This is a genomic window from Streptomyces sp. AK08-02, assembly GCF_033795085.1.
GTDB classification, from domain to species: domain Bacteria; phylum Actinomycetota; class Actinomycetes; order Streptomycetales; family Streptomycetaceae; genus Streptomyces; species Streptomyces echiniscabiei.
This window is the reverse complement of the sequence record NZ_JARAZV010000009.1, coordinates 382,742-405,718: the sequence shown is the minus strand read 5'-3', so window position 1 is coordinate 405,718 and position 22,977 is coordinate 382,742. Positions and strand designations below refer to the sequence as shown.

Genomic DNA, 22,977 nt, shown 5'->3' with positions numbered 1-22,977 from the left:
CCCGGCAGGTGATTCGAGTGGACAGTCAGACCGCGGTCGTCACGCAGACTGCTGATGATGCATCCATGGCAGGCAGACTCAAGCCCAACTCTCTCGGTGTCCTCGGCATCCTCTTCTTCGTTCTCTCCGCCCAGGCGCCACTGACCGGCATCGCCGGCGCTGTGCCGATCGCCATCGCCATCGGCAATGGTGCAGGCGCTCCGGCCGCCTATCTCGCGGCCGGCGTCATCGTCCTGCTGTTTTCGGTCGGCTTCGTGGCCATGGGCCGCCACGTCGTGGACGCCGGCGCCTTCTACACCTACATCGGCAAGGGACTCGGCCGCTCGGCCGGCTCCGGCAGCGCCGCGGTCGCGCTCTTCTCCTACTGTGCCGTGCAGGCCTGCATGTACGGGCTGTACGGAAGCATCATGAGCGGCCTTGTCGAGCACCACACCGGTGCCCACGTGGCGTGGTGGGTCTGGGCCCTGGTCACCATGGTGATCGTCCAGGTGCTCGGCGCCTCGGGCATCGAGATGGGCGCGAAGATCCTCGCTGTCTTCGTGCTGGCGGAGTTCAGCGTCCTGATCGTCTTCGCCCTCGTGACGCTCTTCCAGGGCGGCGGCCCCGAGGGGCTCGGCCTCACGGACAGCTTTTCGCCGTCCGTCGCGCTCCAGGGTGCTCCCGGCGTGGCGCTGATGTTCGCCGTGGCGTCGATGTTCGGCTTCGAGGCCACCGCCATCTACGGCGAGGAGGCCCGTGAACCTCGCAAGACCGTTCCCCGGGCCACCTACCTGTCCGTCGTGGTGATCACCGGCTTCTTCGCCTTCACCTCGTGGATGCTCATCTCCGCGCACGGTGCGTCCCAGGCCACGGCCGAGGCGGGCAAGGCCCTGGAGAGCGGTGACGCCGCGGCCTTCGTCTTCGCGCCGATCGCCGCCCAGTTCGGCGGCTGGGTCAACGACGTGCTGCCGATCCTGCTGGCCACGTCCCTGTTCGCCGGCCTCCTGGCCTTCCACAACTCCGCCAACCGCTACCTGTTCTCTCTCGGCCGTGAAGGGCTCCTGCCGCAGGGCCTGACCGCCATCAACCGGCGTCACTCGCCCTGGGTGGCGGGCACCGTGCAGACCGTGATCGCGGTGCTGCTCGTGGTGCCCTTCGCGGTCCTGGGCAAGGACCCGGTGCTGACCCTCTTCTCCTGGTTCAGCGGAGTCGCGGTCCTGGGCATCATGCTGCTGTACTTCCTGACCTCGGTCTCGGTCATCGTGTACTTCCGCCGCTCCGGCGCCGACACCCGCCTCTGGAACACCCTGATCGCCCCCGTACTGGGCGCGCTCGGCATCGCGGGTGCCATCTGGCTCATCATCGCCAACTTCACGACGCTCATCGGCGGCGACCGGACCACGGCCCTATGGCTCCAGGCCACCGTTCCGGTGGTGCTGATCCTCGGCGTCGTCGCCGCCAGGCTGACGCGGCCCAGGGCAGAGACCAGCGACTGAACACCGCGATCCTCACCGATACGGCCGGAGCCCGCGCCCCGGCCGTATCGGGCCTTTGTCGAACACGTGAGTCGTCTGTCATCGAATGACGTGGATGAAACGGAGATGGAGAACGCGTGCTGAACGCCACCCATGAAGAACTGCTGCGCCGCGCCAAGGAACTCGGCCTGCCCACGCAGCACCACATCGACGGCAAGGACGAAGCCGGTGACGGTGCATCGTTCGCCGTGATCTCCCCTCGCGACGGCCAGACCCTGGTCCGGGTCGCCGACGCGCGGGAGGCAGAGGTCGATCTCGCCGTCGCGGCGGCGCGCCGCGCCTTCGACACAGGGCCGTGGCCGCACCTGGCGCCCGCCGAGCGCGGCCGGGTTCTGCTGCGGATCGCTGAACTGCTGGAAGAGCGGCGCGAGGAACTGGCACTGACCGTGAGCCTGGAGATGGGCAAACCGATCACGGACGCGTACGCCATCGAGCTGCGCGCCGCAATCAACACCTTCCGCTGGTACGGGCAGCTCGCCGACAAACTCACCGACGAGTCTCCCCACACCGCACCGGACTCGCTCGCCCTGGTCACCCGGGAGCCGATAGGTGTCGTCGGCGCCGTCGTGCCGTGGAACTTCCCGCTCACGTTGGCGAGTTGGAAAGTCGCTCCCGCGCTCGCCGCCGGCTGCACGGTCGTCCTGAAGCCGTCGGAGTCCTCTCCGCTGTCCGCCCTCCTGCTCGGCCGCGTCGCCACCGACGCCGGACTGCCGCCGGGCGTCCTCAACGTCGTCACCGGTGACGGGCCGGTGGCCGGCCGGGCGCTCGGCCTCCACCCCGACGTCGACGTCCTGGCCTTCACCGGCTCCACCGCCGTCGGCCGCCACTTCCTGCGCTACGCCGCCGACTCCAACCTCAAGCGCGTCTGGCTCGAACTCGGCGGCAAGTCACCGAACATCGTGCTGCCCGACGCCCCTGACCTGGAGAAGGCGGCGGCAACCGCGGCCTGGGGCATCTTCTTCAACCAGGGTGAGATGTGCACTGCGCCCTCCCGGCTGCTGGTCCACTCGTCCATCGCCGAACAGGTCACGGAGGCCGTCGTGGCGAGGGCGCGCGAGCTGCGGGTGGGCGACCCGCTCGATCCGGCCACCGAGATGGGCGCACTGGTCGGCGACAGCCACCTCGGCAGGGTCCTGGAGCATGTCGCCTCCGGCCTGGACGAGGGTGCCAGGCTGCGTGTGGGCGGGGGCCGGGCCCTGGCCGAGACCGGCGGCAGCTACCTGCGGCCCACCGTGTTCGACCGGGTTGACCCCGGCATGCGGCTGGCCCGCGAAGAGATCTTCGGCCCCGTCCTGTCCGTCCTCGCCTTCGACGACGTGGACGAGGCGGTACGGCTGGCCAACGCCACCGAGTACGGCCTCGCCGCAGGGCTGTGGACCTCCGACCTGTCCACCGCCCACAAGGTCTCCCGCGCACTGAAGGCCGGCACGGTCTGGGTCAACTGCTACGAGGAGGGCGACCTGACCGTCCCCTTCGGCGGCATGAAGCAGTCGGGCAACGGCCGCGACAAGTCCGCGCACGCCATGGAGAAGTACACCGAGCTGAAGACCACCTGGATCCAGCTGTGACCCGTACGCACACGCGCCCCCTGATCGCGATTCCGGCCCGGTTCGCCGCCACCACGTCCGCGCTGCGCTACGCCGCCGAGGTGAACGCCCGCGCGCTGGTCGAGGCCGTGTGGCGGGCCGGGGGCGAGCCGGTGAGCCTCCACCCCGCCGACCCGGCCGGAGCCGACGTGGCCGAGCGGCTCGCCCGCTTCGACGGCGTGTTGCTCCCGGGCGGCGGAGACCTGGCCCCGCACCGCTACGGAGCCGCCGACACCCATGGCAGCGTCTACGACGTCGACGACCTCCAGGACGTGTTCGACCTCGAAGTCGCCCGGCGGGCCCTGGACTCGGTCCTGCCCATGCTCGCGATCTGCCGTGGGCTGCAGGTGGTGAACGTCGCCCTCGGCGGCAGCCTGGAACAGGACATGGGCGGCGCGGACCGCGAACACCGGCACATCGTGCACCCGGTCGCGATCCAGCGAGGCACCCTGCTCGAACGGGCCACCGGCGCCGAGAAGACGGAGGCCTCCTGCTACCACCACCAGCGCGTCGACCGCGTCGGTGCCGGGCTCAAGGTCACCGCGCGGGCCGCCGACGGCACGGTGGAGGGGCTCGAACTGCCTGGACACCCGGGGTGGTTCACGGCAGTGCAGTGGCACCCCGAGGACACCGCGGACCAGGACCCGGCCCAGCAAGGCCTGTTCGACGCGCTGGTCCAGGCCGCCCACAACAGACACTGAAAAAGACATGGCTCTCTTCGGCCACAAACGACAGGTACCCCGCCTCGCCCCCGAACTCGACGACGTTGTGCTGGGCCGGGTACTGAAAGGCATCACCGCCGCCCGCGGCCCCGGACCGCAGGACCTCGCCATCGCCCAGGTGGAGCGGCTCCTGCGGGCCACCGGTGACGACTGGGACCGCCGCTGCCACCGTGTCGGCGTCCTCGCGCAGGCCGCACCCGCGCTGGCCCGGGGCTGGCGCGAACGCCGGCCCCGCGACCCGGATGCCCTGCTGCTGGCCACCTGGGCTGAACTGGCGACCGATCCGCGTGGAGCCATGGCGCTCTGCCGCGTCGCCGCCGATGCCCGCCCGGCCGATCCGACCCCGTGGGTGGGTGCGCTGGCGGCGCTGCGGCTTCTGAAGCGGCCGAGCTCCGAACTCTCGTTCGTCTGGCACGAGATACACGCGCGTGATCCATGGCACCGGGAGGCGCACCTGCAGATCCTGGGCTACCTCTCCCCGGAGGAGCAGGGCAGCCAGGCCGCGCTGCGGGACTTCCTCGACGACGCCATCGCGGTCATGCCGTGGGACGCGCCGACGGCATGCCTGCCCCTGACCGCGGCTGTGCGCCAGCACCACCGCGAAAGGAGCAGCGGAGGAATCCAGGCGCTGGGCGTGAGCCAGTACTGGTCGCAGCCGCACACCGCACGGCTGCTGGACCAGGGCATGGCCCACTGGCCGCAACCTGGTCACCTGCGTCACGCGGCCGCCGTCGCGGACCTGGGAATGCTCGCCTACGCCCTGATCCGGGCGGGCCGCAGCGGCGGTGCCGGCCCGGTCTTCTCCGCGGTCGGCGGACTGGTGATGCCTTGGCCGTGGAGCTACGAGGGGGACCCGGTGGAGTGTTACACCGACTACTCCGGTCGCGTGTAGGCGTGCGTGAGGCTCTCCAGCCGCACGTAACGGCGTGGGGGCAGGGCCTTGCGGTCCAGCCCTCCCCCCTACGCGAGGTCAGCCGAGCTCCGCCGCCTCGACGATGTTGGTCAGCAGCATGGCGCGGGTCATCGGTCCCACTCCGCCGACCGGCGGTGCGAGGGAGCCCGCGACCTGGTCGACGTCGGGGTGGACGTCGCCGAGGATGCCCTCGACGGTCCGGGTGATGCCCACGGACAGGACGGTGGCGCCCGGCTTGATCCAGTCGGGCTTGACCAGATGGGCCACGCCGGCCGCGGCCACCACCACGTCGGCGACGCGAGTGTGGGCAGCGGTGTCCTGGGTGGCCTCGTGGCACAGGGTCACCGTGGCGTGCTCGGTGCTGCGGGTGAGCATCAGGCCGAGCGGGCGGCCCACGGTGATACCGCAGCCGATGACGCAGAACTGTTGTCCGGTGATGGGCACGCGGTTGCGCCGCAGCAGGTCGATGATGCCGCGCGGGGTGCAGGGCAGCGGTCCCGGTATGCCCAGCACGAGTCGGCCCAGGTTGGCGGGGTGGAGTCCGTCGGCGTCCTTGGCCGGGTCGATGAGCTCCAGCACGGCGTGGGTGTCGATGTGGGCCGGCAGCGGCAGCTGGACGATGAAGCCGGTGCAGGCCGGATCGGCGTTGAGCTTGAGCACGGCGGCCTCGACCTCGGCGTGGGTCGCCGTGGCGGGCAGCTCCACCCGGATCGACGCGATGCCGACCTGGGCGCAGTCGCGGTGTTTGCCGCCGACGTAGGAGCGGCTGGCCGGGTCGTCGCCGACCAGGATGGTGCCCAGCCCGGGGGCGATGCCCCGGCTCTTCAGCGCCTTCACCCGCTCGGCGAGTTCACGTTTGGTCTCGGCTGCCGCGGCCTTCCCGTCGAGCAGCGTCGCGGTGGTCATGTCACACAAGCCTCTCGGTGCGGCTGTCAGCAGAAGACGACGGTGCGGGAGCCGGTGAGGACGACGCGGTCCTCCGCGTGCAGCCGGACCGCGCGGGCCAGCACGATCCGCTCGACGTCCCGGCCGATCGCGACCAGTTCGGGCGCGGTGTGGCGGTGCCCGACGCGGACGACGTCCTGCTCGATGATCGGGCCCTCGTCCAGGTCGGCGGTGACGAGGTGGGCGGTGGCGCCGATGAGTTTGACGCCCCGCTCGTGGGCCTGGTGGTAGGGCTTGGCGCCCTTGAAGCCTGGCAGGAACGAGTGATGGATGTTGATGATCCGGCCGGACAGCTTGCCGCACAGGTCGTCGGAGAGGACCTGCATGTAACGGGCGAGCACCACGAAGTCGACCCGGTGCTCGGCCACCAGCCGCAGCAGCTCGGCCTCCGCTTCGGGCTTGGTGTCGCGGGTGACGGGGACGTGGACGAAGGGGATGCCGTACCGCTTCGCGACCGGCGCCAGGTCGGGGTGGTTGGAGACGATCAGCGGGATGTCGACGGGCAGTTCACCCAAACCCCAGCGGTAGAGCAGGTCGACCAGGCAGTGGTCGAACTTCGACACCATCAGCAGCACCCGGCGGCGCTGCTCCTCGGGCCGGACGGTCAGAACCGGGTCGAAACGGGCCAGCCGCAGGGTGAGTTCGTCCCGCAGGCTCTCGGTGTCGGCGTCGGGTGTCTCCAGGCTCACACGGATGGTGAAGATGCCGGTGCCGGGATCGGAGAACTGGGCGCTCTCCAGGATGTTGCCCTTGGCCTCCGCGACGCCCGCGGCGAGTGCGTGGACGATGCCCGGCTGGTCGGGGCAGTGGAGCGTGAGAATGTAGCGTTGCACGTCGGGATCTCCGTCGGGTCAGGCCCGCACGCGGGCGCGCTCGGGGTCGTACACGGGTGTGGGCCTGACCGTGGCGTCGGCCGTCGAGCCGTCGGCGGCGACGGCGGTCAGCGCGGTGCCGGACTTCACGGCGTCGCGGTGCACCCGGGCCAGACCGAGGGTGGCGCCGTCGAGGACGGGGGAGGGCAGCGCCATCGTCACGTAGCCGATGTCACGGCCTTCCAGTTCCAGCCGGGCGCCCTCGGCGGTATCCGGCGCGGTATCCACGACGACGCTGACGACGCGGCCGGTCACGCTGTCCTTCTTGGCCAGCAGCGCGTCCCGGCCCTGGAAGGGGCCCTTGTCGAAGTCCAGCGCCCAGCCCATCCGGCACTCGAACGGGGTGACCGTGTGGTCGTACTCCAGCTCCCCCATGATCATCCCGGCCTCGGTGCGGCAGGTCAGCAGGGCGATCGCGCCGAAGGCCTTGATCCCCAGATCCGTGCCCGCCTCGAAGACCGCGTCCCACAGCGCGAGCGCCTGCACCCGCGGGACCTGGATCTCGTAGCCGAGCTCGGCGGTGAAACCGAGCCGGCTCACCTGTGCGGGGATGCCCGCGACGAGGGCGTCGCGCAGGAAGGTGTAGTAGGGGAAGGCGGCACCTGACACGTCGACGTGGGTGAGGCGCTGGAGGACGTCGCGGCTGCGCGGGCCCTGCAGGGTCAGGACGGCGGACTCGTCGCGGCGTTCGGTGACCGTGGTCCCGGCGGGTGCGTGAGCGGCCAGCGACTGCAGGGTGGCGGGGTTGCCGCCGGTGACGACGACGTGGTCGGGCGCGAGGACGGCCACGGTCACGTCGTCCAGCATCATCCCGTCGGCGTCGACCACGACCCCGTAGGCGATGCGTCCGGCGCCCAGCCCCTTGACGCCGCGCGAGAAGACGGCGTCGACGGTGGCGACGGCATTCTCACCTTCGACATGCCACTTGTAGAGCATCGAGTACTCGGAGGCCCCGACGGCGGTGCGGATGGCCTCGTACTCCTCGGCCGGATCACCGATGGCCAGCGGTACGGCGTTGCCGTAGACGTCGATCCACTCCTCGACCCGGTCCGCGTAGCGGGGAGCGAACGGCGTGGTGCTCAATCCTTCGGGGATGGCCATGGGGACTCCAGTGGATAGAGGGCGTGCGCTGCAGCGAGAATCTATCCACCTGGATAACTTGTCAATAGGATAGATTGAGTTTCGGGGACGGCAGACAGAAGGAGGGGCGAGTGAACGCCGCGGCAGAGACAGACGGCGAGACCGGCCAGGACACCCGGCCCGGTTACGGCGAAGGGCGGGAGGCGCTCCTGGAAGCGGCCGTCAGGGTGGTGGCCCGGGGCGGCCTGCGGAAGCTGACCTACCGTGCCGTCGCCGCCGAAGCCGGCGTCACGCACGGGCTGGTCGCCCACCACTTCGGTTCGCGCGACGCCCTCCTCGAAGAGGCGCTGCGGTGGTGCGTCACACGCAGCATCGAGACGTCCTCGCTGGTGCCCGCCAGCGGAAGACTGGAGGACTTCGCCGCGACCCTGGCCGACTTCATCGCGGCCGACCCCGACGTCCAGGCGTTCCAGTACGAACTGAAGCTCGAAGCGAGCAGGCGGCCGGAGCTGCGGCACCACGTAGACGTGCTCTACGACGCATACCGCGACGCCGTCCGCGAGGCACTGGCCTGCTTCGACGTGTCGCAGGACATGGCGGAGATCGTCTTCGCGGCCCTGGACGGCCTGGTATTCCACCAGGTCACGTCCGGCGCACCAGGCCGCACCGAGGAGAGTGTCGACGCCCTGCGCCGACTTCTCACGGCCTATCGCGCGCAGGCGTCACCGGGGGCGTCCGACGGTACATTGAATGAGCCGAAGTTCTCCTGCACCAACCTCAGGAGCGGCGATGACGAGCATTTTCACAGGGCATGACCAGAGAGTCCGGCCGCACGGCACGCCTTCCTCGGGCATGCCGACGCCCGGCGGCGCGACCGCAGTGCTGGACCGGCACCTGCGGTTCACCGGGTGGAGCAGGGAAGCCGAGGAGCTGTTCGGTCTGGCGTCCGAGGAGGTCCTCGGCCGGTCCGCCGACGCGGTCCTGGCCGATACCGAAACGGGAGCCGGCATCTCCTCAGCCGCTGGTGACGGTGGTACGGCATGGTCGCTCGGCCCCCGGCCGGTCCGCCGGGGTGACGGCCGCCCGGTGCCCGTGTCCTTGTCTCTCACCCCGCTCGCCCTCGGGGTGGGCGCGACCGGGTGGCTGCTGGTGGCAGTGGATTCCGAGCTGGCGCACTGGGAGGCCCTCGGCCGGGCCATGCTTGACGGACTCGACCGGGAATCGCCCGTCCAGCTGGTGATCTACGACACGGACGCCCGGGTGCGCTGGGTCAACGCCGCGATCGAGAAGCAGTTCGGAATCTCGCTCAAGGAGGTAGCCGGAAGGTTCCTGAAGGACATTCTGCCGCAGGGCGAGGTGCTGGAGGAGGCTGACCGGCCGGTCATAAGTGTCGAGGAAATTGTCCAGCGCGTGGCCCGCACCGGCTCACCCGTGGTCGACGTGCGGTACCGGAGCGCCACTTTCCTGGCCCCCCATCATGAACGCGTCTGGTCGTGCTCCTACTTCCGGCTTCAGGACGAGGAAGGCCGGCCGATCGGAGTCTGTGAGGCCGGCCTCGACATCACCGACCGCTATGTGGCACGGCAGCGTCTCGCTCTGCTCAGCCGGGCGAGCGGCAGTATCGGAAGAACCCTGGACATCCGGCATACGGCCGGCGAACTGGCGGAACTCGTGGTCCCCGAATTCGCCGAGGCCGTCATCGTGGACATCTTCGAACCCGTCCTGGGCGGGGAGGAACCACAACACTTCGGCACCCACCCCACCCTCTGCCGGGTAGCTCACCGCACCGATCACACCGCGGCCAAGGACACCGCGTACGACGAACTGGACACCGTCAGCCTGCGGTGCCTGGCCGAGAACGCGCCGGCTACCGACGCGGCCACCCACGTGCTCGCCCTTCCCCTCAAGGCCCGCGGCACCACCCTGGGCGTGGCGGCCTTCGCGCGCCCCCAACACGCCGACCCCTTCGAGCATGAGGAGATCCAGCTCGCCGAAGAACTTGTCTCCCGCACCGCGGTCTGCCTGGACAACGCCCGCCGCTACACCCGAGAACATGCGACCGCACTCATGCTCCAGCGTGATCTTCTCCCTCGCGCCCTGCCCGAACAACCGGGCGTGGAAGTCGCCCACCGCTATCTGCCCGCGGCCGGACACGCCGGCGTCGGCGGGGACTGGTACGACGTCATCCCCCTCTCCGGGGCACGCGTCGGGCTGGTGGTGGGGGATGTCGCCGGACACGGCATGGGCGCGGCCGCCACCATGGGCCGGGTGCGCACCACCGTCGCGGCGCTGGCGGCGCTCGACCTCGCGCCGGACGAACTGCTCGCCCGTCTCGACGACCTCGTGGCGCGGACCGGTATTCCGACTTCCGGTGCCGCCGAGGCCGAGACCGAGGACCAGGCACTGGGCGTCACCTGCCTGTACGCGATCTACGATCCGGTCTCCCGGCACTGCGTCATGGCCCGGGCGGGCCATCTGCCGCCCGTACTTGTCACCCCCGACGGGCACACCGAGCTTGTGGACCTTCCCGCCGGACCGCCCCTCGGCCTGGGCGGCCTGCCGTTCGAATGCGCCGACATCGAGCTGCAGGAAGGCGCCATGCTCGCTCTGTACACCGACGGACTCGTGGAAAACCGTCAGACAGACATCGACGCAGGGATCCGATCTCTCTGCACCGCACTCTCCGGGCCCGGGAACGGCCAACTGGACAGGATCTGCGACAGGGTCATCACCAGGCTCCTGCCCCAAGCCCCCGAGGACGACGCCGCACTGCTGCTGCTCCGCGTCCACGCCCTGGCTGAGAGTCTGGTGGCGACGTGGGACATGGCCTGCGACGCCGCAGAAGTGGCAAGAGCCCGGTCGCTGGCCCTCGACCAGCTGGCCGCGTGGGGAGTCGACGAAGCCGCGTCGTTCGTCGTCGAGCTCGTCGTCAGCGAGCTGGTCACCAACGCGATCCGCTATGGCAACGCTCCGGTGTGTCTGCGGCTGATCCAGGAGCGCGGCCTCATCGTCGAGGTCTCCGACGGCGGCCACACCTCGCCCCACCTTCGGCGGGCGGCGATGGAAGACGAGGGCGGCCGAGGTCTGTTCCTGGTCGCGCAACTGACACAACGCTGGGGAACCCGGTACACGTCAACAGGCAAGACCATCTGGACCGAGGTGCCGCTGTCGCCTGCCAAACTGCCGGGAACCTTCCCGGGCGAGCGATTCGAGCTGTGACGGGGGCTACTGGCCGGTCGGTTCTCCGTCCGCGCACCCCCTATGGGAGCGGTGGTCCGGGACTGTGTGGGCTCACGCCTTGCGGCGGCGGCCGCTACGACGTGGCGCGGGGGCCGCACCGCCCAGAAGAGCCTGGCGGCGTGTCTCACCGTTCTCCTCCACCTGCAGCACCACCTGACGCAGCCCGGCAGCGACGATGCCGCACTGCTCATCGCTGAGCTGCCCCGTGACGAAGGCTTCCTCCTCATTGAACGCCGGAAAGACGCGCCGCATCAGCTCCTCACCTTGATCAGTCAGGCTGAGCAGCACCAGCCTGCCGTCGGTGGGGTGATCGGCTCTCTGTACAAGCCCACGCCTTTCCAGCGTCCGGGCAACCCCCGTGAGCGTGCCCTTGGAGATCCCGGCCTCTTCTGCAACGTGCCGCGTTTCCGGCTCACCCCAGACCCAGATGACCCAGAGAACCACGAAGGCAGTCCACGTCAGGTCGACGCCGCGCAACACGGAATTCTCAAGGTGCTGCCGCACCGCCGAGGCGGCGCGATAGATGTTGGCGACGACGGCCATCTGGTCATGCCGTAGGGGGATACCGCCAAGCTTGGCCTCTGCCAGTTTCTCGGCTTCGGTGATGGAACGATGGCCGGGCACGGGCACACTCCTTCGGGCCGCCTGTGAAGGCATGGGGCAACGCAATCGTTCGCGTCCAAATTGTATGGTGCCTGCCTCGTTGCCCTCGGCCGTATTCGCTCGGTTCGCGTGGCGCCATCAATCGCGCATCAGCAGGTCCAGAGCGGGCGGTGCGGTCTGTCCGCGATCGTGGTGCACTCCTTACGTCGAAGGAGGCGCCGGGAGTGCTTACCCATGCGCTCGATGGTCTCAGGCCGCGATGGTGGTCGGACGGGCGGTGACGAGATCCCGAGCCCTGGTACGTACGTCCTGCACCGCGGCGGTCTCGTACGGCCGGGCCGCCTCCAGCAGCATGTTGAGGCGGGAGGCCACGAGGGTGGAGTCGACGCGGGCCGCGTCGTCGAGCGTCTGGTGCGCCGCGGCGGCTCCCCGCTCCGCCTCGCCCTCGTCGAGCAGCGCGGCTGCGAGCCCGACGCGGTCCATGACCTTCACGCGGTCGAGCCGGGCTTGCGCAGCTTCAGGGCGTCCTCGAAATGGCCGCTCGCCACTCGGCGGCCGCGGTGGAGTCCGGCGAGGTCGCGGGCGGAGACCGCGCGGGCGCCGACATGCTCGGCCGCGTCGAAGTAGCTCACCCACTCGGGGACGTCGTCGCCGAGTCCGTCCGCCAGGAGGCCGTCGGCGTCGCCGAGGTACCGGTCGGCCTCCCGCTCGTCGCCGAGGGCCGCGTGCACCCGGCCGGTCTGCGAGGCGACCAGCGCTCTCGTCGCGGGCAGGGTGGCCTTCTTCGCGGCGACGCCGAGGAGACCGAGGGCGTCCTGCGGGTGGCCGAGGTAGATCATCTGGTGCGACATGCGGGTGACGATCTCCACCCCGCGGTCGCGCCGCCCCGCTTCCCTGGCCGCGTACGTGCCGTAACTCCAGAAGCGTTGGGCGATGGGGTACCGGCCGCAGTCGTGGCTGACCCACCCCGCGAGCGCCGCCAGGTCGGCGGTCGCCGCGAACACCCGGCCGCGCAGGGACGGCGGGACACCGTCCTGGATGCGGCGGGCGACCTCGGCGAGCGAGATACGGTCTATGACTGCGCCGTACCGTCACCGACGCCCTGCTCGACGAATCCGCCGTCCCGGTCGGCGCCGACGGTCTGGGCTGAACCGGCGGGCGGCGGGTCGTACGGCCCGTAGGGCGGGGCCGACGCGTTGCGCTGCGCAGCAGGCACGGTCTTCCGTTTGTGGTGATCAGCGAACTCGACACTCCATGATCACCGGAAGTCGTGCCGGCAGGCGTATCCTCCGACCGTCACGAACCGCCCACCATCGCCGACTTGGGATATCGAGCCCATACCGGCAGCTTCGGGCCGACCGCGAGAACGACGTCCGCCGCCCGTGGGCAGCGGACGGAGTGCCGGCGTGAGTCAGCCGGTGAAGACGGCCTCGGGTTGGTCGCGGCGCTCGTGCAGGTCCCAGTACAAGGGTGCGATCTGGTCGGGGGTGGCTGCGGGGATGCCTTCGGGGCCGTCGTCACCGATCCAGGTGCTGATCGCCACGTGCGCGGCGTACACGCCGCTACCCGCCAGTTCGTTGTGCAGGTTGAGCACCCAGTTGCGCAGTGCTCCGGCCGCGGCGTTGACGTTGCCGAGCATGGGGACGGGGTTGATGGAGCCGCCGCCGGTGGTGAACAGCAGGGCCCCGGCTCCGGCCTCCCGCATGGCGGGCAATACGGCGCGGGCGGCGGTGACGGCGCCGTAGAAGTTGTACTCGATCTGCGGCTGCAGGTTTTCCACCGTGGACTCGCTCGGGGTGGCCATGGTGAGGCCGGGCACCAGCGCCCTCTGCTGTCGGCCGTCGGGACCGAAGAAGGCCCGCCCCGGCTCCGGATGCGGAGGAGCCGGAGCGGACCATGGGCCCGCTCGGGAGGGGGCATTGTCAGTGTGCGATCACCGGTACCTGGGCTTCGGGTCCCTCGCCGGTGCTCGAATCGGCCTTCGGGCGGCCGACGTTGATGAGAGCCAGCGCTATCACGGCGGCGCCGGCCACGATGCCGACGGCGACCCAGGCGGCGTTGGCGTAGCCGTGCACCATGCCCTGGAGCTGGACCAGTTGCTGCTGGGGCTTCGTCGCGGCCGTGGCGATGTGGTCTGTGATGTACGAGGCCATGGCGGAGGCGGCGATGGTGTTCAGCAAGGCCGTGCCGATTGCGCCGCCCAGCTGCTGCGAGGTGTTGACCATGGCGGAGGCGGCACCGGCGTCGCGCGACTCCACCCCGTGCGTGGCCACGGACATGGCGGGCATGAACGCGGTACCCAGGCCGATGCCGACGATCAGTAGGGTCGGCAGGAGGAGACCGGCGTACGAGGAGCCGACCTCCAGTTGGGTCAGCAGGAACATGCCGGCCGCGGCGACCAGGAAGCCGGGACCCATCAGCAGCCGCGCCGGCACGCGGGGCGTCAGGCGGGTGCCGATCTGGGTCGCGCCGATCATCGTGCCGACAACCAACGGCAGGAAGGCGAAGCCGGTCTTGATCGGCGAGTAGCCCTTGACGATCTGCAGGTAGTAGGTGAGGAAGAGGAACAGGCCGTAGATCGCGATGTTCGCGAGGCCGAACGAGAGGAAGGCGCCGCCGCGGTTGCGTTCGGTGACCACGCGCAGGGGCAGCAGCGGGGCCTTGACCTTGGCCTCGGTGATGACGAAGGCGAGCAGCAGGACCGCGGAGGCGACGAACAGGCCGAGGGTCGTGGAGTCACTCCAGCCGTCGGACTCGGCGCGGGTGAAGCCGTAGACCAGCGCGACCAGACCAAGGGCGGACAGGATCACTCCGGGGATGTCGAGCGGCGAGCGGTTGCGCCCGCCTTCCGGCTCGCTGATGACGAAGTACGCACCGGCTGCGGCGATCGCGGCGAATGGGATGTTCACGAAGAACGTCCAGCGCCAGTCCAGGTATTCGGTCAGGACGCCGCCGAGGATCAGGCCGACGGCGCCGCCGGCACCGGAGATCGCGCTGTAGACGCCGAACGCCCTGGCGCGCTCCTTGGCGTCGGTGAACGTCACGGAGAGCAGGGAGAGAGCGGCGGGGGCGAGGAGGGCGCCGAAGACGCCCTGCAGGGCACGGGAGCTGTACATCATCGCCTCGTTGGTGGCGGCGCCGCCCAGTGCGGAGGCCGCGCCGAAGCCCACCAGACCGATGACGAAGGCGCGCTTGCGGCCCCAGAGGTCGGCGATCCGGCCGCCGAACAGGAGGAGACCGCCGAAGGCGAGGGCGTAGGCGGTGATGACCCACTGGCGGTTGCCGTCCGAGATGCCCAGGTCCTGTTGAGCGGAGGGCAAGGCGATGTTCACGATGGTCGCGTCGAGGATGACCATCAGCTGGGCGATCGAGATGAATGCGAGGGCTCGCCAGCGGTTGGGGTCGGGAACGCTGGGTGCCTTGCGGGCTGTTTCGGACATAGGGGTGCCCCTTCGGAACTGGCAACGGAATTTCGGGACGCGGAAAAGCGGACAGGACTACGAAAGGTGAGGCTCGGCGGCTGGCGGTCCGATGGGCTGCAGTCTGTCGGGTAGGCCGCATGTCGGACAGGACCCTCAGAGAGCGCGGTGGCGTCCTCGGATCCGGCGGCGGACTGGGGGAAGGTCCACCGCCGGACCTGGGACCTCGCGCCGATCCCGTCCCCACGGATTCGGCGCGTCGGGACCGCCTCCGCTCAAGGCGGTCCCGGGCCAATCGGTTACTGCCGAGTCCCCCCGCTCAGCGGGGTGCGAGGGCAGCGGCAGGGCGAAACGCTCCACGAGGTCCACCGGCCCCTGTGACCGGGCATCTCGTCCAGCAGCTGTCCCGTGATGCCGGTGATGGTGGGACGCAGTGCGTCGATCTTCTTGACCATGAACTCGCGGGTGAGCGTGCGCCGCATCGTGGTGTGGACGGGTGCGTCGACGTTGGCGAAGAAGCCGGGCGGCTGGGGCGGCTGATCCGGCTGCACGTCCGGGTAGCCGGGCTGTGAGGGGTCGCTGCTGAAGGCGGGGTGGCCGAGCACCGCACGGGCGTCCTCCCAAGCGGGTCACCAGCCAGGCGCCGCGCCGGCCGTCCCAGATGGTGACGCGGCTGATCGGTGCCTCCTCACACAGGCGGGAGTAAGCGGGAGGCGGATCGAGGGGTGCGGTCCTCGGCCGGGCGAGGACGAATTCGGGCGTGGGGCCAGGGGGCACGAGGGCTCCTCTCATCGACCTAACGGCGTTAGGGTGACTAACGCCGTTAGGTGGTTGTCGAGGTGAGCCTAACGCCGTTAGGTGGTTTTGGCGAGGCCCGTTCCAGACGGGTGGCAAGCCGTGGATGGCCGATGATGAAAGCCCGATCGCAACCGGCGGGGTACGGAGGAGGAAGCGTGGACTCGGCAGCCCAGAAGCGGCGTGTGCCCTACCGGCAGGGTGAAGGGGAGCGCCTCCGGCAGGACATTCTGGACACGGCGACCCGCATCCTGGAGGAGTCCGGTCGCGAGGACGCCCTGTCTCTGCGTGGCATCGCCCGCGAGCTGGGCATCGCCGCGCCCAGTATCTACCTGCACTTCAACGACAAGACCGACCTGGTGCGGACGGTGCTCGATGCCCGGTACGCCGCGCTGGCGTCGACCATGCGCGAGGCCGGAAGCGCGGCCGCCGAGGCCGGTGCCGGCGCATGGGGTGTCCTGCGCGCCATCGTGGGCACCTACCGCGGGTTCGCCGTCGACAATCCCCGCCGCTATCGGCTCATGTTCAGCCTGGAGCAGCAGACTTCGGCGGAGGACCGGCGCGCCACCGGGCATCCGCTCGACCGGGTGCTGATCGCGTGGACCGATGCCGTTGACCAGTACCTCGCCGCAGCCTGTCCCGAGCAACGCGAGGAGGCCGACACGCTGGGGGTCCTGCTGTGGACCGGCCTGCACGGTCAGTTCGCCCTCTGGCACACCCTGCCGCATTCCTTTGTCGATGACGACACCATCCTGCGCGAGCTTGAGGAGGCGTTGATGAGGAGACTGCTGCCGCCGTCCGACTGACCGCCGGACGTTGGATGCGGCCATCCAGCGGCGCACGGTGCGCTGACCTGTTGACGCCGACTTTTCGACGGCCAAGGCCCTGGAGGCCAAGGGCGCCTAAGTGTGTGGCCTCGGGTCAGTGTGTCCTGATCGCTCCGGAGGTCTTCGACCAGCGGGACGAGGACGGCATGGCCGTCCTCCTCGGCGAGCACCCCGCGCCCGAACTCCACGACGGGGTACGCGAGTCCGCCGCCGTCTGCCCCGCCGCGGCCATCCGGCTGGAGGAGAAGTGACCGCACGTGTCGTGGTCGTCGGTGCCTCCGCGGGCGGACCGGCGACCGCCGAGGCCCTGCGCCGCCAGGCTTCGACGGGGCCGTCACCGTTATCGGTGACGGCCCCACCTCCGCCGAGCGGGTCCGCGAAGCCGTAACGGCCCCGGCCGATGTGACGGCTCCCGTCTCCCCCTTCCGGGGCTCTGGCCAGCGCGGACGCCTTGGTCAAGGTGGTGGCGACCACGACGGTCCGGTGACCGCCCTACTCGTCGTCGGTGGTGTCCTTGTCCCGCAGCGGGCGCATCCCGCCGGGCAGGCCGCTCCCGACCTTCGTGCTCGTGGGCATGGCGCCCACCACCCCGGGTTCAGAGACGCACGGCCTTGGTGCCGCCCCTCCCTCCGTGGGGCGGCACCGGGGCCGCTTGCGTCTATTCCTCGGTGGCGTTCGGATCCCGCAGCGCCCTAAGGGCCCCGTCGCCGTGGCTGCGGACGTTCGGGTAGCGCCCGTGGAAGTTCAGCTTCCACTGGACCACCTCCGACGGCGCCCTCAACCTCGTCGACCTCCTCGACGAGGCCTTCGCCGCCCTCAAACCAATTCCTCCAGCACCGCGATAGCTGGACCCCGGTGATCGCGTCGCGCGAGAGGGGCTCGCTCGGCGTGGTCACACCCCACCACCAAACCGCAGCTGCCCGACCGCCGCGCCGAACCTGACAAGGCATCCGCGTCAATGATCGGCGCGGCAGGATCTGCCAGGGCGCAGCCGACAGGTTCCTCCTCAGCGCTTACGGCATGACCACGAAAGCGGCGGTTCACCGCGCCAAAGGCTGGGCAGTGCTGTCAGCGCTCGCTTTCCTCTCCATCGGCCGAGCGGGGGAACGAGGCCTTCCAGGCGGACAACCAACCTGGGGCTGTGTCGGCCGCCGTGTTCTTGAGCGGGTATTTGCCCTTACGTAGCGCGCGGACGCAGTGCGAAGACGTTGCCGCGGTCTGCGAGTCGGTGTGCCCCATGAGGGCTGCGGTACCAACCCAAGAGAGGGAGGAAGCGGCCATGTCAACCCGCCCAACTGAACACAAGCACTTGACTGGGAATGCGAACGCCGCCGCCAGGTGGTCGATGCTCATGAGGTTGTCGGCGAGTGTGTAGCGGACGCGGGCCGCGAGTTCGGCGTCCGTGTCCTGGCCGACCCCGGCGAGAGCGGCCCGGGTGAGCGACACCGCGCGGTGCGAGTCTCCGGCGTGCGCCGCCGCGGCCGACGCCCGCAACATCAGTGTCACCGTGTCCAGGCCCTCGCCCGAGGGACGGGCGCCCGCCTCCACCGCCGGCCACATGTCGAGGGCGGCCTCCAGATGCCGCAGCTCCTCCGCGGGCGCGCCGACGCGATGGGCGTGATCGGCTGCCTCCAGGGACGCCGTCAGCGCCTCGGCGAGATCATGGCTCTCCCGGTAGTGGTGGGCCCGCTCCGCCGCGCTCTCGGCCGGGCGACCCCGCCCGGCCAGCAGCCGCGCGAACGCCCCGTGCAGCCGCGACCGCTCGCCCGGCAGCAGATCGGCGTAGACGGCCTCACGGGCGAGCGCGTGCCGGAAGGAGTACGTGTCGCCCTCACCGGGGACGAGCAGTTGGCGTCCGACCGCCTCGCGCAGGGCCGACTCCAGCTCGTCCTCCGGCAGCCGGACGGCGTCGCTCAGCAGCTCGTGCTCGACGCGCCTGCCCGCGACGGCCGCCGTACGCAGCACCTGTTGGGCCGTGTCGCTCAGTTGCTCGAAGCGGATGAGGAGAACGTCGGCGAGCCCGCTGGGTACGCCCCCTGACTCCGCGTCGGTGGCCGCGAGCAGCTCCTCCGCGTAGAACGCGTTGCCCTCGGCCCGCTCGACGATCCGGCGGACGGTCATGTCGGGCAGCGGCCCCTCGCCCAGCGCACGCACCAGCCGGGCCACCTCGGCGTCGGCCATCGGCCGCAGCTCCAGCCGCTCCACGGCGGGCAGCCGCACCAGCTCCGCGAGAAGGGGGCGCAGTGGATGGCGGCGATGGAGGTCGTCCGCGCGGTACGACGCGAACACCGCGAGCCGGTGGCCGGGCGCGCCGCCCGCGGGCCCCTGCAGCACGCCCCGGCTGAGCAGGAAGCGCAGCAGATCCCGGGACGACTGGTCGGCCCAGTGCAGGTCCTCCAGGACGAGCAGCAGGGGAGCGACCTCGGTGGCGGCGGCCAGCAGCCCGGCCATCCCCTCGAACAGCCGCAGCCGTCCGCCGGCGTCCTGTACCCCGTCCTCCGCCCCGCCGCCGAGCAGTCGTCCGACCACGGGATGGGCGGTGAGCGCCTCCGCGAACCGCTCGTCGGCGGCCAGCACGCCCAGGATCTCGGTGAACGGCAGATAGGGCAGCCCGACGTCACCGAGATCGACACAGTGGCCCGTGAGCACGGTCATTCCGCCGGCGGAGGCCCGTCCGGCGGCCTCCGCCAGCACCCGTGTCTTGCCCACCCCGGCGTCCCCGGCGATGAGCACGGCACGGGCTTCACGGGCACGGGCACGGTCCAGCACACCGCGGAGACGGCTCAGCTCGTCGTCCCGGCCGATGAGTGGGGTGTCGTACAGGTTCTGCGGCACGGATCAATCCTGGCACGCGCGCGCCGATGACCCGCTCGCCCACGGGCCCCGGCGGCCCATGGGGCTCAGCGAAGCGTCTCCGCCCAGTTCGCCGGGACGCGTCCCGCGGGCCCCGGCACGGGCTGGTCGGCCGGGTGACTGACCGGAGGAGCGAGGGCCGGGCCGTTCTCCTCCAGCTCGGACGTCTCGAAGTTCCAGAACCAGGCCTCGCCGGGCTCGTAACTGCGGATCACCGGATGGCCGGTCTCCCGGAAGTGGGCGGTGGCGTGCTTGGCGGGGGAGTCGTCGCAGCAGCCGATGTGCCCGCACTGGGCGCAGCGCCGCAGATGGAACCACCAGCCGCCGGCGGCGTCGCACTCGACGCATCCCGCCCCGCTGGGCGGGACGCTGGGGTCGATTCCGGTGTCCTTGGTCATGACGGCTCCTGGGCCGGGGCGGAGCCCACGGCCGGGTCGATGTCGGTGTCGGTGGCGGTCTCGGGGTCCGCGGCGGTGAGGGGAAGCAGGACCTGGAAGCGGGTGTCGCCGGGGACGGACTCGACCCGGAGATCGCCGTGGTGCTTGTTGACGACGATCCGCCAGGAGATGTCGAGCCCCAGCCCCGTCCCCTCGCCCACCGGCTTGGTGGTGAAGAACGGGTCGAAGATCCGGCCGCGGATCTCCGCCGGCACCCCCGGGCCCGTGTCGCGGAACTCCACCAGCAGCCGGTCGTGCACCAGGGCCGTCCGAACGGTCAACGTGCCGTCCCCGCCCGCGCTGTCGATGGCGGACACCGCGTTGTCGATCAGGTTGGTCCACACCTGGTTCAGCTCGGCGGGGTAGGCCGGAACCCTCGGCAGCGAACGGTCGTACTCCTTCACGACCTTGACGCGTGAACCCATCTTCCCCGACAGCATCAGCAGGGTGCTGTCGAGGAGTTCGTGTACGTCGGCGTTCTGGTAGGGGGCGCGGTCCAGCTGCGAGTACTGCTTGGCGGCGTCGACGAGGTGCGAGATGCGCGCGGTGGAGTCCTCGATCTCCGACATCAACAGCTCGGTCTCGACCGTGTAGTTGAGCCACCCGATGGCGGCCTGGAGGATCTCCTCGTCCACGGCCGCCGCGACCTGCTCCAGCCAGTCGACGTCCAGGCCGCCCTGTACGAAGGTCGGCGCGATCTGCCAGCCGCCCTGGATGCCGTGGTCGTCGAGCCAGTCGGTGACCTCGTCCTCCCGGTCGGACGCTTCGAGCGGGCTCAGCGCCTGGGCCTTCGAGACCCGCTCGGCCGTCCGCTCCTGGATGGCGACCAGGGACTTCAGGGCATCACGGTGATAGGGGCCCGAGGCGATGATCCCGAGCTTCTGCCGCATGTGCGCCACCCGGTCGCGCAACGACGAGGTGGCCCGTACGGCCGCCGCTGCCGGGTTGTTGAGCTCATGGGTCAGCCCGGCGGACAACGAGCCCAGTGCCAGCAGCCGTTCCCGCTGCCCGATCGCCCGCTGTGTGGTCTGCGAACCGAAGAACAGTCCCTCCAGGAGATGGACCGCCATCGGGAACCACTCCTGCATGATGGCCGCGAAGCCGTGGCTCGACAGCACGAAGAACCGCGTCGGTTCCGTGACGCGCATCGAGTTCTTGTAGCGCTGCGGTTCCCCGGCCTCCAGGTACGCCTGCATCGCCCCCGCGTACACCCCCGACTGGGACGTGCGGCTCACCTCGACGTCGTCGACGCCGACCCGGCGCGACAGGACGACCGTGCCTTCGATCATCACGTAGAAGCAGGTGGCCGGATCGCCCTCGGTGTACACCGGCCCGGGGTCGAACAGCTCCACCCGCCCCTCGCTGCACAGCCTGCCGAGCTGCTCCGGGGCGAGCTTCTCGAACAGGAACAGCGAGCGGATCTCCGCCGGGCTGCACGGCACCGGCCGGCCGCTCACGACTGCTCCAGATACCGGTGTACGAGCATCACGGCCATGGCTCCCTCTCCGACGGCGGACGCGACCCGCTTGGCGGACTCCGCGCGAGCGTCCCCGGCGACGAACACGCCGGGGATGTTGGTCTCCAGGTGGTACGGCGGCCGGTCCAGCTCCCAGTCCTCCGGTGGCCGTCCGTCCGCGGTCATGTCGGGCCCGGCGAGGATGAACCCGCGCTCGTCGCGCAGCACCGTGCCGTCCAGCCAGTCGGTCAGCGGAGCCGCGCCGATGAACACGAACAGCCACTGCGCGTCGACCAGTTCGGTCTGCCCGCTCGCCGTGTCGCGCAACGTCAGCTGCTCCAGGTGGCCGTCGCCGTGCGCGGCCTCGACGACCGTGGTGGCCCGCACCGAGATGTTCGGCGACCGGTCGATCTGCTGGATCAGATAGTGCGACATCGACGCCGTGAGGTCCGCTCCGCGCACCAGCAGCGTGACCGACTTGGCGCCCCTGGACAGGTACATCGCCGCCTGTCCGGCCGAGTTGGCGCCGCCGACGATATAGATGTCCTGGCCCTGGCAGGCGGTGGCCTCGGTCAGCGCGGACCCGTAGAACACCCCGCAGCCCGACAGCTCGACGGCGCCCGGCGCCTCCAGCTGCCGGTACGACACACCGGTCGCGAGGATCACACTGTGCGCGGCGATCGCCGACCCGTCCGAGAACCGCACGAGCCGAGCCGAGCCGCTCACCTCCAGTCCGGTCACCTCGCGCGCGGAGAGGATCTCGGCACCGAACTTGGTGGCCTGACGCCGCGCCCGGTCGGTGAGCTGGCCGCCGGACACGCCGTCCGGGAAGCCGAGATAGTTCTCGATGCGTGAACTCTGCCCGGCCTGCCCGCCGGTGGCCGACCGCTCCACCAGCACCGTACGCAGCCCCTCCGAGGCCCCGTACACGGCCGCGCCCAGTCCGGCCGGACCGCCGCCGATGACGACCAGGTCGTAGAAGTCGGCCGTGGGCGTCGTCGCCAGCCCCACCCGCGCGGCCAGCTCCGGCACCTCCGGCTCGACGAGCGCCGTACCGTCCGCCGTGATCACCACCGGCAGCCGCTGCCCGTCGTGGCCGCTGGCCGCGAGCAACCGCTGCCCCTCGGGCTCCTCGGTGGAGTACCAGCGGTACGGCACCTGGTTGCGGGCCAGGAACTCCCGTACGTCCGACGAGCGGGCCGACCACCGGTGACCGACCACCTTGGTGCTCGGCACGGGGCGGAAGTCACTGCACCGCCAGGCCGCCAGGAGATCGTCGAGCACCGGGTAGAGCTTCTCCTCCGGCGGATCCCACGGCTTGAGGAGGTAGTGGTCGAGGTCGACGACGTTGATCGCGTCGATCGCCGCGTTGGTGTCGGCGTACGCGGTGAGCAGCACCCGGCGCGCACCCGGATAGACGTCCAGAGCCTGTTCGAGGAACTCGATGCCGTTCATCTGGGGCATGCGGTAGTCGGCCAGGATCACCGCCACCAGATCACCGCGCAGCTTCAGCTCCCGCAGGGCGTCCAGCGCGGACTCGCCGGACTCCGCGCGCACGATCCGGTAGGACTCGCCGTAGCGCCGCCGAAGGTCACGGGCGACGGCCCGGGAGACCCCGGGGTCGTCGTCCACGGTCATGATTACACCTACGGTAGACCTCTCCGGTGCCATAGAACGACCGTACGTGACGGGGAGGGGCCACGGCGACGGCAACG

22 protein-coding genes and 1 pseudogene are annotated in these 22,977 nt (G+C 70.5%); 8 read left to right on the top strand and 15 right to left on the bottom strand.

What is annotated here, in order from left to right; genetic code table 11:
* Window positions 1–17: 17 nt before the first annotated feature.
* The 4 genes from PV734_RS21105 (at window position 18) to PV734_RS21090 (ending at window position 4,714) form a co-directional block, all read left to right on the top strand.
* Window positions 18–1,475, top strand: coding sequence for an APC family permease (locus PV734_RS21105; RefSeq protein WP_210582057.1), 1,458 nt, complete (start codon window positions 18–20; stop codon window positions 1,473–1,475).
* A 116-nt stretch (window positions 1,476–1,591) separates the two neighbouring features.
* Window positions 1,592–3,082, top strand: coding sequence for an aldehyde dehydrogenase (locus tag PV734_RS21100; RefSeq protein WP_319290844.1), 1,491 nt, complete (start codon window positions 1,592–1,594; stop codon window positions 3,080–3,082).
* The gene (locus PV734_RS21095) at window positions 3,079–3,801 is read left to right on the top strand and encodes a gamma-glutamyl-gamma-aminobutyrate hydrolase family protein (protein ID WP_266928415.1); all 723 of its coding nucleotides are present in this window, start codon (window positions 3,079–3,081) and stop codon (window positions 3,799–3,801) included. The genes PV734_RS21100 and PV734_RS21095 overlap by 4 nt, the downstream gene beginning before the upstream one ends.
* Before the next feature lie 7 nt (window positions 3,802–3,808).
* Window positions 3,809–4,714 carry a hypothetical protein gene (locus PV734_RS21090; protein WP_319290840.1) on the top strand — a complete coding sequence of 302 codons (906 nt, stop codon included), beginning with the start codon at window positions 3,809–3,811 and terminating at the stop codon, window positions 4,712–4,714.
* A gap of 78 nt (window positions 4,715–4,792) precedes the next feature.
* On the opposite strand, the gene PV734_RS21085 is transcribed toward PV734_RS21090, so the two are convergent.
* The 3 genes from PV734_RS21085 to PV734_RS21075 are packed head-to-tail and all read right to left on the bottom strand — an operon-like array spanning window position 4,793 to window position 7,653.
* Window positions 4,793–5,641: a bifunctional methylenetetrahydrofolate dehydrogenase/methenyltetrahydrofolate cyclohydrolase gene (locus PV734_RS21085; protein ID WP_210582061.1), complete on the bottom strand. Its 849-nt coding sequence runs from the start codon at window positions 5,639–5,641 to the stop codon at window positions 4,793–4,795.
* A gap of 26 nt (window positions 5,642–5,667) precedes the next feature.
* Window positions 5,668–6,513 carry a formyltetrahydrofolate deformylase gene (gene purU, locus PV734_RS21080; RefSeq protein ID WP_319290833.1) on the bottom strand — a complete coding sequence of 282 codons (846 nt, stop codon included), beginning with the start codon at window positions 6,511–6,513 and terminating at the stop codon, window positions 5,668–5,670.
* Window positions 6,514–6,531: 18 nt separating this feature from the next.
* Window positions 6,532–7,653, bottom strand: a complete 1,122-nt coding sequence (locus tag PV734_RS21075; protein ID WP_319290830.1) for an aminomethyltransferase family protein — start codon at window positions 7,651–7,653, stop codon at window positions 6,532–6,534.
* Window positions 7,654–7,763: 110 nt separating this feature from the next.
* Here PV734_RS21075 and PV734_RS21070 point away from each other — a divergent pair, with 110 nt between their 5' ends.
* A complete protein-coding gene (locus tag PV734_RS21070; RefSeq protein ID WP_319290828.1) occupies window positions 7,764–8,447 on the top strand; it encodes a TetR/AcrR family transcriptional regulator in 684 nt (227 codons plus the stop codon).
* A complete protein-coding gene (locus tag PV734_RS21065) occupies window positions 8,422–10,851 on the top strand; it encodes a SpoIIE family protein phosphatase (protein WP_319290826.1) in 2,430 nt (809 codons plus the stop codon). Before PV734_RS21070 ends, PV734_RS21065 begins: the two co-directional genes overlap by 26 nt.
* Window positions 10,852–10,923: 72 nt before the next feature.
* On the opposite strand, the gene PV734_RS21060 is transcribed toward PV734_RS21065, so the two are convergent.
* The 7 genes from PV734_RS21060 to PV734_RS21030 all read right to left on the bottom strand — a co-directional run bounded on the left by PV734_RS21060 (window position 10,924) and on the right by PV734_RS21030 (window position 15,499).
* Window positions 10,924–11,496: a MarR family winged helix-turn-helix transcriptional regulator gene (locus tag PV734_RS21060; RefSeq protein ID WP_069757829.1), complete on the bottom strand. Its 573-nt coding sequence runs from the start codon at window positions 11,494–11,496 to the stop codon at window positions 10,924–10,926.
* A gap of 228 nt (window positions 11,497–11,724) precedes the next feature.
* Entirely contained in the window at window positions 11,725–11,967 is a 243-nt protein-coding gene (locus tag PV734_RS21055) for a hypothetical protein (protein ID WP_319290822.1), read from the bottom strand.
* Complete coding sequence (locus tag PV734_RS21050; protein ID WP_319290819.1) at window positions 11,964–12,479, bottom strand: hypothetical protein; 516 nt, start codon at window positions 12,477–12,479, stop codon at window positions 11,964–11,966. Before PV734_RS21050 ends, PV734_RS21055 begins: the two co-directional genes overlap by 4 nt.
* 68 nt (window positions 12,480–12,547) lie before the next feature.
* Entirely contained in the window at window positions 12,548–12,691 is a 144-nt protein-coding gene (locus tag PV734_RS21045; RefSeq protein ID WP_165269958.1) for a hypothetical protein, read from the bottom strand.
* 195 nt (window positions 12,692–12,886) lie between these two features.
* Complete coding sequence (locus tag PV734_RS21040) at window positions 12,887–13,279, bottom strand: SDR family NAD(P)-dependent oxidoreductase (RefSeq protein WP_319290814.1); 393 nt, start codon at window positions 13,277–13,279, stop codon at window positions 12,887–12,889.
* A 118-nt stretch (window positions 13,280–13,397) separates the two neighbouring features.
* Window positions 13,398–14,915 (bottom strand): MFS transporter, encoded by a 1,518-nt coding sequence (locus PV734_RS21035; protein ID WP_319290811.1) that lies wholly within the window; start codon window positions 14,913–14,915, stop codon window positions 13,398–13,400.
* Between the two features lie 278 nt (window positions 14,916–15,193).
* Window positions 15,194–15,499, bottom strand: a complete 306-nt coding sequence (locus PV734_RS21030; RefSeq protein WP_319290809.1) for a hypothetical protein — start codon at window positions 15,497–15,499, stop codon at window positions 15,194–15,196.
* A 348-nt stretch (window positions 15,500–15,847) separates the two neighbouring features.
* On the opposite strand from PV734_RS21030, the gene PV734_RS21025 reads away from it, so the two are divergent.
* Together PV734_RS21025 and PV734_RS21020 are read left to right on the top strand one after the other, a co-directional pair.
* Window positions 15,848–16,495 carry a TetR/AcrR family transcriptional regulator gene (locus tag PV734_RS21025; protein WP_319290806.1) on the top strand — a complete coding sequence of 216 codons (648 nt, stop codon included), beginning with the start codon at window positions 15,848–15,850 and terminating at the stop codon, window positions 16,493–16,495.
* A 104-nt stretch (window positions 16,496–16,599) separates the two neighbouring features.
* Window positions 16,600–16,767, top strand: a complete 168-nt coding sequence (locus PV734_RS21020) for a ferredoxin (protein ID WP_229878594.1) — start codon at window positions 16,600–16,602, stop codon at window positions 16,765–16,767.
* Window positions 16,768–17,174: 407 nt separating this feature from the next.
* On the opposite strand, the gene PV734_RS21015 is transcribed toward PV734_RS21020, so the two are convergent.
* From PV734_RS21015 to PV734_RS20995, 5 genes and pseudogenes are all read right to left on the bottom strand, one after another.
* Entirely contained in the window at window positions 17,175–17,297 is a 123-nt protein-coding gene (locus PV734_RS21015) for a hypothetical protein (RefSeq protein ID WP_319290802.1), read from the bottom strand.
* Window positions 17,298–17,758: 461 nt separating this feature from the next.
* Window positions 17,759–19,351: pseudogene (locus PV734_RS21010) on the bottom strand (ATP-binding protein); the annotation flags it as partial.
* A 65-nt stretch (window positions 19,352–19,416) separates the two neighbouring features.
* Window positions 19,417–19,767: a UBP-type zinc finger domain-containing protein gene (locus PV734_RS21005; protein ID WP_319094492.1), complete on the bottom strand. Its 351-nt coding sequence runs from the start codon at window positions 19,765–19,767 to the stop codon at window positions 19,417–19,419.
* Window positions 19,764–21,263 (bottom strand): ATP-binding protein, encoded by a 1,500-nt coding sequence (locus tag PV734_RS21000; protein WP_319290800.1) that lies wholly within the window; start codon window positions 21,261–21,263, stop codon window positions 19,764–19,766. The genes PV734_RS21005 and PV734_RS21000 overlap by 4 nt, the downstream gene beginning before the upstream one ends.
* Window positions 21,260–22,933, bottom strand: coding sequence for an FAD-dependent oxidoreductase (locus PV734_RS20995; protein WP_319290890.1), 1,674 nt, complete (start codon window positions 22,931–22,933; stop codon window positions 21,260–21,262). Before PV734_RS20995 ends, PV734_RS21000 begins: the two co-directional genes overlap by 4 nt.
* Between the last annotated feature and the right edge of the window lie 44 nt (window positions 22,934–22,977).

Bases quoted from the DNA above. Each gene is read 5' to 3' on its own strand.
- PV734_RS21090 (WP_319290840.1), top strand. From the start codon at position 3,809: ATGGCTCTCTTCGGCCACAAACGACAGGTACCCCGCCTCGCCCCCGAA.
- PV734_RS21085 (WP_210582061.1), bottom strand. From the start codon at position 5,641: ATGACCACCGCGACGCTGCTCGACGGGAAGGCCGCGGCAGCCGAGACC.
- PV734_RS21075 (WP_319290830.1), bottom strand. From the start codon at position 7,653: ATGGCCATCCCCGAAGGATTGAGCACCACGCCGTTCGCTCCCCGCTAC.
- PV734_RS21065 (WP_319290826.1), top strand. From the start codon at position 8,422: ATGACGAGCATTTTCACAGGGCATGACCAGAGAGTCCGGCCGCACGGC.
- PV734_RS21040 (WP_319290814.1), bottom strand. From the start codon at position 13,279: ATGGCCACCCCGAGCGAGTCCACGGTGGAAAACCTGCAGCCGCAGATC.
- PV734_RS21035 (WP_319290811.1), bottom strand. From the start codon at position 14,915: ATGTCCGAAACAGCCCGCAAGGCACCCAGCGTTCCCGACCCCAACCGC.
- PV734_RS21005 (WP_319094492.1), bottom strand. From the start codon at position 19,767: ATGACCAAGGACACCGGAATCGACCCCAGCGTCCCGCCCAGCGGGGCG.
- PV734_RS20995 (WP_319290890.1), bottom strand. From the start codon at position 22,933: ATGGCACCGGAGAGGTCTACCGTAGGTGTAATCATGACCGTGGACGAC.